At 47.6% G+C, this 14563-nt stretch carries 13 protein-coding genes and 1 pseudogene; 7 read left to right on the top strand and 7 right to left on the bottom strand.

All coding sequences use genetic code 11. The features are described 5' to 3' along the window. Positions 1 to 77 precede the first annotated feature (77 nt). Positions 78 to 776: a 3-deoxy-manno-octulosonate cytidylyltransferase gene (gene kdsB / locus K6J74_RS04365; protein WP_221271098.1), complete on the top strand. Its 699-nt coding sequence runs from the start codon at positions 78 to 80 to the stop codon at positions 774 to 776. Further along, a pseudogene (locus K6J74_RS04360) lies at positions 770 to 1695 on the top strand (CpaF/VirB11 family protein). The gene kdsB and the pseudogene K6J74_RS04360 overlap by 7 nt, the downstream one beginning before the upstream one ends. Here K6J74_RS04360 and K6J74_RS04355 read toward each other — a convergent pair. Genes K6J74_RS04355 through icd form a run of 4 tightly spaced genes read right to left on the bottom strand, consistent with a single transcriptional unit; the run spans position 1690 to position 5257 of the window. Continuing rightward, on the bottom strand, positions 1690 to 2505 hold the full coding sequence (locus K6J74_RS04355) for a sulfite exporter TauE/SafE family protein (RefSeq protein WP_221271097.1): 816 nt from the start codon (positions 2503 to 2505) through the stop codon (positions 1690 to 1692). The pseudogene K6J74_RS04360 and the gene K6J74_RS04355 overlap by 6 nt on opposite strands. After that, entirely contained in the window at positions 2506 to 3231 is a 726-nt protein-coding gene (locus K6J74_RS04350) for a hypothetical protein (RefSeq protein WP_221271096.1), read from the bottom strand. Next, positions 3194 to 3952 carry a hypothetical protein gene (locus K6J74_RS04345; protein ID WP_260321517.1) on the bottom strand — a complete coding sequence of 253 codons (759 nt, stop codon included), beginning with the start codon at positions 3950 to 3952 and terminating at the stop codon, positions 3194 to 3196. Before K6J74_RS04345 ends, K6J74_RS04350 begins: the two co-directional genes overlap by 38 nt. Positions 3953 to 3979: 27 nt before the next feature. After that, the gene (gene icd / locus K6J74_RS04340) at positions 3980 to 5257 is read right to left on the bottom strand and encodes an isocitrate dehydrogenase (NADP(+)) (protein ID WP_221271095.1); all 1278 of its coding nucleotides are present in this window, start codon (positions 5255 to 5257) and stop codon (positions 3980 to 3982) included. A gap of 98 nt (positions 5258 to 5355) precedes the next feature. Between icd and K6J74_RS04335 the strand changes: the two genes are divergently transcribed. From K6J74_RS04335 to lpxE, 5 genes are all read left to right on the top strand, one after another. After that, a complete protein-coding gene (locus K6J74_RS04335) occupies positions 5356 to 6504 on the top strand; it encodes a YcjF family protein (protein ID WP_221271094.1) in 1149 nt (382 codons plus the stop codon). A gap of 78 nt (positions 6505 to 6582) precedes the next feature. Continuing rightward, positions 6583 to 7611 carry a glycosyltransferase family 9 protein gene (locus K6J74_RS04330; RefSeq protein ID WP_221271093.1) on the top strand — a complete coding sequence of 343 codons (1029 nt, stop codon included), beginning with the start codon at positions 6583 to 6585 and terminating at the stop codon, positions 7609 to 7611. Positions 7612 to 7756: 145 nt separating this feature from the next. Further along, on the top strand, positions 7757 to 9037 hold the full coding sequence (locus K6J74_RS04325) for a citrate synthase (protein WP_221271092.1): 1281 nt from the start codon (positions 7757 to 7759) through the stop codon (positions 9035 to 9037). A gap of 3 nt (positions 9038 to 9040) precedes the next feature. After that, positions 9041 to 10570, top strand: coding sequence for a sulfatase-like hydrolase/transferase (locus K6J74_RS04320; RefSeq protein ID WP_221271091.1), 1530 nt, complete (start codon positions 9041 to 9043; stop codon positions 10568 to 10570). Beyond that, complete coding sequence (gene lpxE / locus K6J74_RS04315) at positions 10567 to 11124, top strand: lipid A 1-phosphatase LpxE (RefSeq protein WP_221271090.1); 558 nt, start codon at positions 10567 to 10569, stop codon at positions 11122 to 11124. Before K6J74_RS04320 ends, lpxE begins: the two co-directional genes overlap by 4 nt. On the opposite strand, the gene K6J74_RS04310 is transcribed toward lpxE, so the two are convergent. From K6J74_RS04310 to K6J74_RS04300, 3 genes are read right to left on the bottom strand one after another with little or no spacing between them, the layout of a single operon-like run. Beyond that, on the bottom strand, positions 11117 to 12067 hold the full coding sequence (locus K6J74_RS04310; protein WP_430886772.1) for a lipid A biosynthesis lauroyl acyltransferase: 951 nt from the start codon (positions 12065 to 12067) through the stop codon (positions 11117 to 11119). The genes lpxE and K6J74_RS04310 overlap by 8 nt on opposite strands. Beyond that, positions 12060 to 13100 carry a lipopolysaccharide heptosyltransferase I gene (waaC, locus tag K6J74_RS04305; RefSeq protein ID WP_221271089.1) on the bottom strand — a complete coding sequence of 347 codons (1041 nt, stop codon included), beginning with the start codon at positions 13098 to 13100 and terminating at the stop codon, positions 12060 to 12062. Before waaC ends, K6J74_RS04310 begins: the two co-directional genes overlap by 8 nt. Then, entirely contained in the window at positions 13097 to 14560 is a 1464-nt protein-coding gene (locus K6J74_RS04300) for a Ppx/GppA phosphatase family protein (RefSeq protein ID WP_221271088.1), read from the bottom strand. The genes waaC and K6J74_RS04300 overlap by 4 nt, the downstream gene beginning before the upstream one ends. Positions 14561 to 14563 lie beyond the last annotated feature (3 nt).

Here is a 14563-nt window from a genome sequence, read left to right as displayed (position 1 = left end):
TGAAATAACTAAGCTTTAGGTTAAGAAAACCCCACGCAAAAAGACTATAATAAGGCATTTTTTACAAAGGATGCCCCATGATTGTGATTCCTGCTAGGCTAGAGTCCACCCGTTTTCCCCGCAAGCTTTTAGTGCCGATCCAAGGCGTGCCTATGGTGGTCGCCACCGCGCGCAACGCCCAAAAGGTCGATGAGGTCATTGTGGCGTGCGATGACGCTTTGCTTTTAAGGGCTTGTGAGGATTTTAACATCAAAGCCATTTTGACAAACAAGGCGCACACAAGCGGAACAGATAGGTGCGCTCAAGCTTGCACGCTTTTAAACCTGCCCGAGCACACCCCCGTTTTAAACCTGCAAGGCGATGAACCCTTTTTAGAACCAGAGATCATCGCCACGCTTTTAAAAGAATCCCAAAACACGCCTTTCATGCACACCTGCATTAAAGAAATTAACCCTAAAGAAGCTAAGGACCCTAATATCGTCAAAGTCGTGCTCGGCGCAGAAAACCGCGCCCTGTATTTTTCACGCGCCCCGATCCCCTATGGCAGAGACGAACAACACCACGCCTTTTTAGGCCATATTGGCATTTACGGCTTTAGGGTAAATACGCTTTTAGAGTTTTGCGCCCTAGAAAAAAGCCCCTTAGAGGACATTGAAAAGCTCGAGCAACTAAGAGCGCTCTACCACCACAAGGCGATCACCACAAGTCTAGTGAAAACCCAAAGTGTGGGCATAGATACCTTGCAAGACCTACAAGAAGCCCTAAAAAGGTGCTAGAAGAGCTAAAAACCCATAAGGTTTTAAAGGCGCAGATCGCCCTTTTTGCCCCTATTTGCAAAGTGGGGTTACCGAGCTTCTTAGCAACACTGAAAACGAGCTGTGGCTCTATAAGCTGAGTGGCGCGCGCCAAAAAATCTATGACCCCACCTTTAACAAAGAGTTCTTGTTGCGCTTTTGCGAGCAATTAGCCAGTTATAGGGATTTGCCCTTTAGTAGCCTTGCCCCCACGCTAAACTGCTCCATCCCCTTTACCCGCTACAGAGTGAGCGCAAACCACTTTAGCATCACCACGAATAACCAAATCAGCCTCAATATCCGCGTGCCCAGCCTACTAAAATTCCCCCTTGAGGCATTTAAAATCGCCCCCACCTGCGCCTTTAGCCACAGCGATTTAAAAAGCATGGCAAAAGAGGGGCACAACATATTAATCAGCGGGGCGACTGCCAGCGGCAAAACAAGCCTACTCAACGCCCTCTTGGAGTTTATCCCCAAAAGCGAAAGGGTGGTGAGCGTGGAGGACAGCCAAGAATTGGATTTAAGCGGGTTTGAAAACAGCGTGGGGCTCTTGGTGGGTAAAATGGAGCAAACCCCCTTCACCTACGAAAACGCCCTAAACATGGCGATGCGCATGCGTCCCGATCGGCTCATGGTCGGCGAAATTGACACCAGAAACGCCCTTTTGTTCCTGCGCTTTGGCAATACAGGGCATAAGGGGATGATGTCCACCCTGCACGCCAACAGCGTGGAGCAAGTCCTAGAAGCCATTGCTCTAAATATTGAAATGGGGCATAAAGCCAAGTTTGATTTAAGCATTGTCAAACGCTACTTTAAAAGTGCGATTGATGTGGTGATCCAAGTGTGTAAAATCAAAGAGCAGCGGCGCATCACCCAAGTGCTTTTAAGCAAGGATTTATAATTCAGTCACGAGTTTATAGCTCGTCGCCACAATGCTCAGGACATAAATGCCTAAGAGCAAAACCCTATGGATGCGCTCATTAGCCACAAGGATTAATTTAATGCCAAGCCCGACCCCGACAAGCGCGCCCACGCCTGTTAAAAAGCCGATCCACAAAACATGGGGGGTTAAAATGCCCGTGTGCGTTAGGGCGATCACGCCTGAGAGCGAGGAAAAGATGACAAAAAACAGCCCCAAGGGCACGATTTTTTGCGTGTCGTATTTTAAGAAATAGCCCAAAAAGGGGACAATCAAAATCCCCCCACCCATGCCAAGTGGGATCGAGAAAACCCCCGTGATGAGCCCTGCTAGGGTTAAAATGGCATGCTTTTGACTCAAGTGCCAATGGGTTAGGGGGATTTTAAAACGGGTGCGCTTAGAGTGCATTTGAAAGTGAGCACTTTGGTAGTTGCCCTTTCTCACAAAGGCGTATTTAAAAAAGGTATAGCACACCACCGCCACAAACAGCCCCATTAAAATCCGATCGTCAATGTGCTTGAGTAAAAAACTGCCCAGCATTGCCCCAAACAACCCCCCTAGGGCGATTGCCAAGCCTTCTTTAATGTCTAACAAGCCCTTTTTATAGTTGATGAGTGAGCCCACTAAAGACGAAAAGAGCATTTGAAAAAGCGAAATGCCCACGGCGTGGCTGTAGCTAAAGCCGGCGAACACAGCGGCAGGCACGACAATCTCCCCTCCGCCGATGCCAAAAAAACCGGCTGTAACGCCCGTAACAAAGCCCACAAAAGCCAAGACAAAATCTAAAGCCACTTAATCAATCCCATTTTTATCCGACCATGTTTGGCAATAACCCTTCTCATAGCAATGATCTTCCAAATCATCTAATGCATTATTGTCAATTTTATCTATAAAAATTTGTTTGCCATCTCTTTTTTGGTCATAAAAAGGATCGAGCCCAACACCATCGTTCCAACGGTTGTATGTTTGCAATACATATCGGTTGTGCCCTTTAAGGGGTTTAAAGATTAACTTTTTATTCTCAAAATGCTCACGATCGCATTCAATATAACGATCATGAAAGTCTAAAATAATGGCATCATTTTTAAACTCCACATGGATTTGTAATTGGGCGGATCTAGGAAATAGATATAAACAAAAACCTTTGAATGCAAAAGAGCCCTTTTTAGAAGTCTTAGTTACTTTAAAGCACATGGCGCGCATCACAGCGTATTTGTAGTATCGCGACCCTTCATCGCCTTCTAAGTCCTTTAAGCTGTCCGCACCAAAAAGGCGTGCCACAAAGCCACAATACAATGCACCATCTACATAAGCCTTATGCACATCTAAGACATAAGCGGCTTGCTTTGGTTGGTTGGGATCGATGAGATAATTTTGATCTAGGCGGATTTTTGGATTGATAGGTATTTTTATAAACGCCTGTGCCTGCGCTCTTAGGGTAGTGGCTTGATCAGGGTTGCACTCCAAGCCCCACGCCACATTAGCCAAGAAGCACAAAAGCCCTAAAATTTTCGCCACTCTTAGCCTCGCCATTAATCATCACCTCCTTACAATACCCCTTATTTTCGCAACGCTCCACTAAGTCTTGCAAAATATTTTTTTCCATGGTGTCCATGAAAATTTTCATATGATCTCTTTTTTGGCGATAAACAGGATCGATAGGATCATCGTTGCTTTTAACATCAAGTGTTGTTAAAACATAACGACCCTTAAAGGGTTTAAAAGTAAAATGCGCGCGGTTGATACCATTGTCTCGACCTATCCTGTCTGCTTCATCAGCGCATGCCCGGTAGTCCTCACGCAAGTGCAAGAGGAACGCATTCTTTTTAAACTCCATGCCAATTTCAGAGAAAGGAGCTTCTTCATTTAACATCAAACAAGAGCCCTTGTACCATTTAGAACCTTTAGCAAATCCAAAACACATAAAGCTCAAGTCAAGTCCAGCTGTCGTACCACGATCGCCATTATTGTAGATGATATTCCCGACCCGATAACCACGCACCACAGCCCCGCAATAAATATTCTTGCCTATCACCATGTGGCTTTCTTCAAGCACGAATTGCGGATCCAATGTGCTATGATCGCCATCACTGTTAAGACCGTGATTTTTTTGCGCAAAATCTCTTGCTTGCTCGAGCACATCATCCGGATGGTAATTTATGTTAGTTTTACAACCCACCCCCCATGCCACATGAGCCAAGAAACACAAAAGCCCCAAAAACAAACCAACCCGCCTCATAGTGCCTCCAACCCCTCCTTTTGTTTGTTATAAATGAGAAATGATCACCTCGCCAAATTCAGAGCTAGACACTTCGCTAGCCCCCTGCATCAAGCGGGCAAAGTCGTAAGTTACTTTTTTGCTTTCAATCGCTTTTTGCATGCCCTTGACGATTAAATCAGCCGCCTCAATCCAACCCATATGCCTTAACATCATCTCAGCACTTAAGATAATGGAGCCGGGATTAACTTTATTTTGCCCTGCGTATTTGGGGGCGGTGCCGTGTGTGGCTTCAAACATTGCTACGCTGTCGTTCATGTTTGCCCCGGGGGCAATGCCAATCCCGCCTACCATCGCCGCCAAAGCATCCGAGATATAATCCCCATTTAAGTTCATGGTGGCGATCACATCGTATTCTGCCGGGCGGAGCAAGATTTGTTGCAAAAAGGCATCAGCGATCATGTCCTTAATGACGATCTCTTTGCCCGTTTTGGGGTTTTTAAGCACACACCAAGGGCCCTTGTCTAAGAGTTTTGCCCCAAACTCTCTTTGCGCTAGGGCATACCCCCATTTCATGAACGCCCCCTCAGTGTATTTCATGATATTGCCCTTATGCACGAAGGTTAAGCTGTCGCGGTCGTTGTCAATGGTGTATTCGATCGCCTTACGCACAAGCCTCTCCGTCCCCTCTAGGCTAATGGGCTTAATGCCTATGCTACTGCTCTCGGGGAAGCGGATTTTTGTAACTTTAAGTTCCTCTTGCAAGAATTTAATGAGCTTTTTAGCTTCAGTGCTGTCTTGGTTAAACTCAATGCCGGCGTAAATGTCCTCGCTGTTTTCGCGGAAAATGACCATATCCACTTTTTCAGGGTGGGAAACAGGGCTAGGGCTAGAATACCAACGCACGGGGCGCAAGCACACATACAAATCCATTTTTTGGCGCAAGGCGACATTGAGCGATCTAAAGCCCTCGCCCACAGGGGTGGTTAGGGGGCCTTTGATCGACACTTTAAAATGGTTGATCGCCTCAATGGTGTCGGGTAAGAGCCATTGCTCTTCAACGCTCAATTCTTTGTGGTCCTTGAATTTGTTGTAGCATTTTTCGCCCACAAAGACTTCATACCAAGCGATCTTTTTTGCCCCTTTGTAAGCCTTTTGCACGGCGGCATCCACGACTTTACACATCACAGGCGTGATGTCTACCCCGATCCCATCGCCCTCAATGAAGGGGATAATGGGATTGTTTGGCACATGCAATTTGCCCTCTTTGTAGGTGATCGCCTCCCCTTCTGTAGGCACAGACAAATACTTAGGATTGTAAGACACAAAAAACTCCTTAAAAAATGATATGTGTTGCATTGTAGCATAAAGCCAGTTTAAAGTTTTGGGTTAAAATAGGTGATCTTCAACTTTAAGGGGTGTTCATGGCGCAAGAAGTCGATCTTAATTTGGCGGATTTAATGTCTAGGGCACTTCATTTAGCCAAAGAGCACATCCACAGTGACACTAGCTTGAGCGACTCTTTAAATGTCTTGGTGGCAGGCGGCACGGGCACGGGCAAAAGCACCTTGATTAATGTGGTCTTTGGCGCAGAAGTCGCCCGCACAGGGCAGGGCGCACCCATCACCCAGCAAATTAAAAGTTACAGCCAAGGGGGGCTAATAATTTACGACACAAAGGGGCTTGAGCTCAAAGACTTTGAGGCCACTAAGCAAGAGATCGCAAACTTCTTAGAGGGCATGCACCAAAAAGAGGCAAAGGATCAAATCCACATCGCATGGCTGTGTATCCAAGAGCCCGCAAGGCGTATCCAAGAGGGGGAGGTGGAGCTGTATGGGTTGCTAAAAGCGCACCAAGTCCCCACGATTGTAACGATCACTAAAGCCCAGCAAGACAAGGATGACAAGGGGGAAAAGTTCTCTAGCGTGGTGCAAGCGTGTTTTGAGCTTGAGGAGGCGCATTTGCAGAGGGTGAGGGCTTTAGAGGTGGAGGACGACGAAGGAGAAATCAAGCCCATCATGGGGATTGACAAACTCATGGAGAAAACCCAAGCCCTTTTGGCTGAGGGGCAAAAGGCGGCTTTCAAGCGCAAACAAAAATACGACCTAAAGTTGCGCCGCCAGCAGTGCAAAGAGGATGCGCATAAAGCGATCGTGGGCTACACCACAGGGGCGGCAACCATCGGCGCAACCCCCATCCCCTTTTCAGACTTTGCCCTACTTGCCCCAACACAAATTGCTATGATCGTGCACATCAGCAAAATTTATGGGCTTGAACTCTCGCAGAGCATGGCAGAGCAGCTACTAGCGGTCTTTGCGGGCGTGCTTGGCGTGGGCTATGCGGTGCGCGCGGCGGTGGGCGGTGTTTTAAAGTTTATCCCCGTAGCGGGCAGTGTCCTTGGGGGCATGATCAGCGCCACGGCAGCAGCGGGCACAACGGCTTTAGTGGGCAAGGCGTTCGTGGCGTATTTGGATGCCAACATTGAGGATTTAGAGGGAGCGATTAAAGATTTTAACGCTAAGGTGTTTCAAAAATACTTAGATATGGTAAAAGCCATCAAGTCCTATGTCTAAGAGGGTTTTTTAAGCCTTGCAAGATGTTGGAAAAAGCTAAAATTTTGGGGTGTTTTCTATAGGTTTTTAAGTGGGAGTGTGGCACAATCTGCGCACATGTCTAGTCTTTCTATCGGTTTTTATCGTGGTATGCTCATCGGCGATAATCTTGTCTGTATTCCTGCTATGGTTGCCATTAAAGCCCTTTACCCCTCTTGTAAGCTCGTGGTCTATACAAACACGATTGGCAAAGAGCTTTATGCAGGCTATGATTTCATCGACACCCTCGTGGACATGGACACCCTCTCTAAAGAGGCGATCCAAGCAAGCATCAATTCTTGGCACTTTGATTATTTCATCCTCACCCAAGCCAACCGCTGGCGTTGTAAGCTCGTCAACGCCACTAATGCCAAAGTCGTCCTCTCTTTGCTTAGTTTAGGTAGCATTTTTAAGCCACGATTTCGCACCCTTTTTATTTCGAGGAATTTTAGCCCAACGGCGCAATATGCGAGGATGTTAAGGCTGGTAAGAGAGATCGACCCTAAGTATTTTGACTCCCATTTTAAGGGCATTGACTTTACAGCCACGCGCCTAAAGACCCTTGCTAAACACAAAGAAAAAATCGATGCGTTCCTCGCCCCCTATGGCGCATTTTCTAAGCTGGTGTGCTTAAACCCCTTTTCACGCACGTGCACGCATAACCTCAGCCTTCAAGGTTGGCTAAAGCTCACGCAAAAACTTGCTAGCCTCTACCCACAAATCCTTTTTATTCTCCCCACCTATCAGGGCAACCCCACCCCCCTAGACTTCACCCCCACACAGCCCAATGTGGTGGTTTTCAGCAACGATCGCGATCTCTTCAACATGGTTGAGCTCATCTCCCGCCTTTGGTTACTTATTTCGCCCAGCACGGGCAACGCCCACATCGCCAACAACCTTAAAATCCCCCTGCTGGGGCTCTTTAGCAAAAGGGATCGGGTGCTTTGGCGGGGAGAGAACATGGATCTAGACAAGCTCATCACTTTGAAAAAATCCCAAGCAAAGATGAGCGAAGCGCAAGAAGAGGGGGTGATCGCCCAAGTGGTGCTTATGTTTAAGTCAATTTTTGAGAGGTCAAATACACAATGATAAGAGAGGTATTTTGGCCTGTGCATTGCGTAGGCTACGCACTTTAGCAAGCCACCCCGACAATAGGGCAAATACACAACCCACTAAAATGGTTTTCTTTTACATTTTGTGTGTATAATTAAAGCATTTTTAGAAAAGGAAGCCCATGTCTATCACACTAATCAACAATGAAACAAACGAGAAGTTTGAGTTTGAGACCATCAACTGCACGCGCGGTCCCAATGCGATCGATTTTTCTAAACTCTTTGAAACCTCGGGGATTTTCTCCTACGATCCGGGGTACGCTTCTACGGCTGGGTGTAAATCCACCATCAGCTACATCGATGGCAAAAAAGGGGAGCTTTACTACAAGGGACACCCCATTGAAGAGCTGGTCGCTAAATACAAGTATGTAGATGTGTGTAAACTCTTGCTCACCGACCAACTTCCCCAAAATGAAACCGAGTCGCTGGAATTTGAGCTGGAGCTACGCCACCGCAGTTTTATCCACCGCACTTTGATGAACATGTTTTCCGCCTTCCCCACAAACGCCCACCCTATGGCAAAACTGAGCAGTGGGGTGTCCATCCTCTCCACTTTCTATTTTGACCACGCTGTGATGAAAGATGAAAACGACCGCCAAACCATGGCAAGGCGCATCGTGGCAAAAATGCCGACCTTGGCTGCCATTTGCTACCGCAACGAGATCGGTGCGCCCATCATCCACCCCGACATCAGCCGTAGCTACATTGAGAACATTTTATTCATGTTAAGAGCCTACCCCCACGAGCGCCTCAAACACGGGATACACGGCGAAGTGGAGATCACGCCTCTAGAGGTGGAGGCTTTGGATAAAATCCTCACTTTGCACGCCGACCATGGGCAAAACGCCTCCTCTACGACCGTGCGCAATGTCGCCTCTACGGGTGTGCATCCTTATGCTGCCATCAGTGCGGGCATCAGCGCACTTTGGGGGCATTTGCACGGCGGAGCAAACGAGAAAGTGTTGATCCAACTAGAGGAAATCGGGGATGTAAAAAATGTCGACAAATACATCGCACGGGTAAAAGACAAGAACGATTCGTTTAAACTCATGGGCTTTGGGCATCGGGTGTATAAAAGCTATGACCCCCGTGCGCGGATTTTAAAAAAGCTCAAGGACGACTTGCAGGCTAGGGGGATTAAAATGAATCCCAAGTTGGATGAGATTGCCGCTAAAGTTGAGGAAGTCGCCTTAAAAGACGAATACTTCATCGAGCGCAACCTCTACCCGAATGTAGATTTTTACTCGGGCACGATTTTACGGGCATTGCAAATCCCCGTGCGCTTTTTTACCCCCGTGTTTGTCATCGGGCGCACGGTGGGCTGGTGCGCCCAGCTCCTAGAGCATGTTAAAAACGCCCAAGCGAGGATCACCCGCCCTAGACAAGTTTACATCGGCAAATAGGTTATGTCCCTTCGTGTTGCGCCCCTGCCACTTAGTTGGGGCTTGTTGCTCTACAGCGTTGTTTCTTTAATTCTCTTTAACTTGCCCTTACTGGGATTTGTGCTGAGAGAAAATGGGGGCTTTAGTGTGGTCTTTAGCGTGTGCGCTGCCTACATTTGCACCACAAACATGGTCTTTGTAGCGTTGTCTGTCTTTGGTTTGCGGGTGTTGCGCTTTCTTTGCGCCCTCTTTAGCCTGCTCAATGCCCTAGCTCTTTACTTTGTTAGCACCTACCACGCCCTATTGACAAAGGACATGATGGGCAATGTCCTCAACACCAACTTCAATGAAGCCAGTGCCTTTTTAGGCGGACATTTGTGGGCTTATGCCTTACTAGGGCTTGTAGTGGGGGCTATCTTTTGGGTCTTGCCCTTAAAGCCAAGCCCCTTTAAGAGTAAAGCCTATTTTTTCTTAGGCTCGGGGCTTGTCTTTGCGCTGTGGGGGGCGACCCACACGAAACAATGGCTCTTTTTTGACCGCCACGCCAAGGCCATCGGTGGGCTGGTTGCGCCCTACAACTACAGCATCAACGCTGCGCGCGCCGCCCTAGCCCACTTAAAACACACTCCTCTAAAACGCTTTGGCTTAGTGCCCCTGCAAGCGCAAGGGCGGGTGGTGGTGCTGGTCATCGGCGAGAGCGCGAGGCGGGCAAATTATGGTATCTATGGCTACAACAAGCCCACCACGCCCAAACTCCAAGAGCTTTTAAACCACCACGAAATTTTAGCCCTCAAAGCCACCTCTTGCGCCACCTACACCACCGCTGTGCTGGCGTGCATTTTAAACGCCAAGAGTGGGTATGAGAACTTGCCCTTGTTCTTACACCGACAAGGGGTTAAAGTCGTGTGGCTGAGCCTAAATGACGGACCACCTCCCATGGATGTGGACTGGTCTCCCCCTTTGCTAGAGCTGCACCAATGGTTTAGACAAGCAGGCTTAGATCCTAAGATCATAGACTACGATGAAGCCCTAGCCCTAGCCTTGCCCCATTTGCTGGCACGCTACCCTAAAGACAATTTATTGGTCATCTTGCACCTCAAAGGTTCGCACGGCCCGCTGTATGTGGATAAAGTCCCTAAAGGTTTCGCCCCCTTCAAACCCATTTGCACCCACAGCGAATTAAACATGTGCCAGAGTGCCGCCCTCATCAATGCCTACGATAACACCATCGCCTACAATGATAAAGTCCTAGGTCTTTTGGTGCAAGACCTACACCACACGCCCCGCCAAGCGGTGTTGCTTTACATGAGCGATCACGGCGAGAGTTTGGGCGAACATGGGCTTTACTTGCACGGCACGCCCTACCTCATCGCCCCCGATTTTCAAAAACAAGTCCCCTTCATTGTTTACATCAACCCCGCCTTTCAAACGAGTTTGCAAACCAAACCTATAAAGTCCAACTACCACCAAGATGTGATTTTTTCTAGTGTCTTGCACGCCTTTGGGCTGCAAAAAAGCCCTGCCTACAACCCCCATTTGGATATTTTCCAATGAAGCTTAAAACCCTATGTCTAAACAGCCTACCTAAGTGCTTACCGCTCAAAGGCATTATGCTTTTTTTCCTGCTCTTTTTAGTGGGTGTTATTGTGCCTTTTCCTAAGATTGCCAAACAACCTCAAGTCCCCACCGCCTTTAGCGTGACCGAGCATTACGCCCGCTTTGTGCCGACAATCACCTCTTTTGCCTTGCCTCTTGCTAAAAGGGACATAGTCGGTTTGGTGCAAATTATCCATGTGAGCATCGCCACCACCATCGCCACGCATGCGCTCAAATGGGGCTTAAACAATGTCGTGCTTTTTGGGCGGCGTTTAGGAGAACGCCCCAATGGGAGCTCTAAAAACATGCCCAGCGGACACTCTTCGATGGTCGCCTGTGCTTTGGGCTTTTTAGTGCGTCGCTATGGGTGGGTGTGGCTGTGGTTTTTGCCTTTAGCCTTCATGACAATGGGGGCTAGGATTTTTTACAACGCCCACACCATCGGCGCGCTCATCGCCGGCTTTAGTGTAGGGATTTTATGTGTTTTGTTTTTAACAAGCCGGTTTAAGTAGGTCTTTTATAAATCTCTGGGTGCGTGGTTTTGAAACGGCGATGAAACCAAAACCAACTCTCAGGGTGCGCTCTAATGATTTGCTCGCTCAAGGTGGCTTGGGCTTGGGTCGCCTCTTGTATGTCGGCTTGGCTGTCGTCTGTAATGTTGATTTTGATCGGGGGGTAGTAGGTGACGAAGTAGTGGCTGTAATCCTCGTTAAAATCAATGATCACCGCCACAATGTCTATGTTAAAACGCCTCGCTAGGATAGAGCCGATCGTGGTGTGGGTCGCCTTGTGCCCGAAAAACTCCACCTCCACGCCCTCTTTGGGCGAAATGTTTTGATCGACCAAAATGCCTACTAAACCCTTGCCCCCATTATAGACTTTTAAGAGTTCTTTAAACGCCCCGACTTTGTTGATAAAACGCACGCCAAAAGCCTCTCTATGTTTGACAATCAAGCGGTTAATGTTTTCAAACTTCGTCAAACGCCCCAAACTCCCCCGATCGTACTGCGCATAATACTGCGCTAAAGAAGTCCCCACCGCCTCCCAATAGCCAAAGTGCATGCCCATCACCACCGCCTGCCCGTTCTTAGCCAGCGACTTTAAAACATTTTCTTGATCAATCAGCGTAAAGCGGGCATCGTAAATGTCTTTAGGCAAAAACTCCACCCTAACGCTTTCTAAAATAATGAAGGCGAAGTTTTGGTAAGCCCTTTTGATGATTGCCTCTTTACGCTCATTTGACATTTCGGGGAAGACAAAGTCTAAATTTGCCTTAGCGTCATAATAACGCCGTCTATCTAGCTTGTAAAAGATAGAGCCCAAAGCCCGCACACAGCCTACAAACCATTTATGGGGCATGCGTGCTAGAATGAAGCCCAGCCCATTTAAAGCCCACTCCAAAAGCTTGCCCCAAAATATCCCCCACTCCCTTTTAATCCCGTTTTCTTTAATCAAGTTTCTTTGTCCCTTCTAACACTTTTAACACCGCCTCTTTAATGGCAAGGGGCGGTATGTCTTTAATGGAGTGGTCGTTTTTGTTGTAGGTGGCATTGGGGTTACCCACTAGGGCGATGTGGTGCGCACCTTTCAGCTCAAATCTCTCTTTAGGGGTGTTGCCATACAGCGTTACCGAAGGCGTTTTTAACGCCCAAGCCAAATGCACCACGCCCGTATCCCCGCCCACCACCACACTCACCCCAGCCACAAGGGTTTTCACCTCTTCTAGGCTTAATGGGGGTAAAAGCGTGGCTTTCACTTGGGGGTTTAAATAGGTGTAAAGCTCTTGGGCTTTCTCTAAGTGGGCGTGGCTTAAAATTAAAATTTCCAGCCCATAGTCTCTTAGCGCCAACCCCACTTGTTTAAAGCCCTCTAAAGGGTAGGTTTTATGCACCCTAGAAGTCTCTAGCACGAACAAAACTTTAGGCGTTTTGGTGTTTAAAATGGGCTCTAATTTTAGGCTAGCAGGGCAGAAAAAGGCAAGGTTTCTTAGCTCTAAGCTGTCTTGCCACTCTTGCACGCCAAAGACTAAATTAAAAGCGTCATGCAAGACTTTTTTATTGCGTTTTAAAATGTGGGCGCTGTAGGGGATTGCGACCTTATGGGTGTAAAAAAAGCTTGCTAATTTCTCTTTAATGGAGTGCTTGTCAAAGCCCACAAAATGCCTAGGCTTTTTCTTTGCCAAAAACAGCCCGATTAAAGCGGACTTTAACAGCCCTTGCATATCAATGATTAAATCAAACACTCCCAAAGAGCGTAAATGCCGATAGAAACGCCAAATTTTTAAGGGGTTTTTGGAGTGCAAGGTTTTTTTATAAGGCAGGACGTGTAAGACATCAATGTAGGGGGCATTTTTTAAAATGGGGGCGAAGTTTTCATCTACAAACCAATGGATTTTCGCCCCATTATAGCGTTGCTTTAAAAAGGGTAAAAACACGGCACTCACAATCACATCGCCTAGGGCTGAGAGCCTAATGATGGCGATTTTCATACAAACTCAATTTCAAAGGGCACGGGTTTGGTGAGTTTGGCAGCGATCTCTTGGCATAAATAGGTGTCGCTCGGGCATTTGATTTGTAAGGTCTTGTGCTTGAGGCTGTAGTGCGTGCCCTTGGGCACACGGGCTAGGCACATGGTTTCAGCAAGCCCCAAAATAAAGCTGAGCCACTGCAGGGTCAAAATGGGGGGCATGATCGCACTGATATGGGCGATGTTGCTATCTCTAGGGATTTTTTTATGGCTAAATTGCACTAATAGACAAATGATTGCCCGATCTTGATGAGAAAAGCCATAGCTCAAAGAGTGCAAACTTAAATAAGCCCCGTGTTTGTGGGCGTTGTAGAAATTTAACACCTTGCCAATGCTAGAGAGTTGTCCGGCGATTTTCAAATGGTAGAGGTATTTTTGGTGGATGCCATGCAAGGGTTGTAGGACTTCAAAGAGTTTAGCGCACTCTTTTTTCACCTCTTGGCTGTGCTTGGAGTGGGGCAAGAAGCGATCCAAGAGCGATAAAATGGAGGGGTTGATCCCCTTGGGGAAGCTGTGGTTGTGGCTTCTTAGCATGTCGCTTAAAAACACGCCCTCACGCACGCCCACCCCGCTAGCCACAATCGTACTCGCCTTAAAATGCTCCAAAAACATGGTGAAAATCAAGGTCCCACTGCGGATGCTGTCTTTGCGATCCTCGCTGATGCCAAACTCGGCAAGCTGCGATTCACTGCTTCTAATGATTTGTTGCATCCAATGCCAATTGCTCTTCACATCCATTTCGTAGCCGTGGATCACATCAATGGGGTAGTTATTTTGAAACATCCCCACCTTAGCTAAAGAGCGGATCGTCCCACCCACACCAAAAACACAGCTGGTTTTAAAATGGGGGGGCAATTTGGCCAATTCTTTTTGGATAAACTCCCTAGCTAAGCTCAAATCGAGGTTTTTATCAAAAAAGAGTTCTTTGAGGCGGATTGTGCCAAGATTAACAGAAATCAAATCCTTGATTTTACCATTTTCAATCAAGGCGCACTCTGTGCTCCCCCCGCCAATGTCAATGGTGATCCCGTCTTTATGGTGCAAGAGATTCGCACAAGCCACGCCCCCATAAAACGCCTCTTTTTTGCCATCAATCACCTTCACTTGCAGGCCACACTCCTCTTTCACAAGGGCGACAAATTCTTTAGAGTTGGGCGCATCGCGCACGGCTGAGGTCGCCACGCATAAAATCTTACGGCTCTTGTATTTTTCGGCAATGTCCTTAAAGTCGCTGAGTGCCCGCAACGCCCGCTTGAGTGGGGCTTTTTGCAAGACCCCCTTATGCTCGTAAGTGCCTTGCGAAATGCGCACCTTGGCTTTGATCTCATAGAGCAGATAAAAACCAAATTGGCTTGTCTTTTTAAAGATCGCCATGCGCACGGAGTTCGAGCCGATGTCAATGATGGTGGTGATTTTTGCCATAAA

It is taken from the genome of Helicobacter sp. NHP19-012 (assembly GCF_019703325.1).
Taxonomy (GTDB): Bacteria; Campylobacterota; Campylobacteria; order Campylobacterales; family Helicobacteraceae; genus Helicobacter; species Helicobacter gastrofelis.
This window is presented reverse-complemented; position numbering and strand designations above follow the sequence as displayed.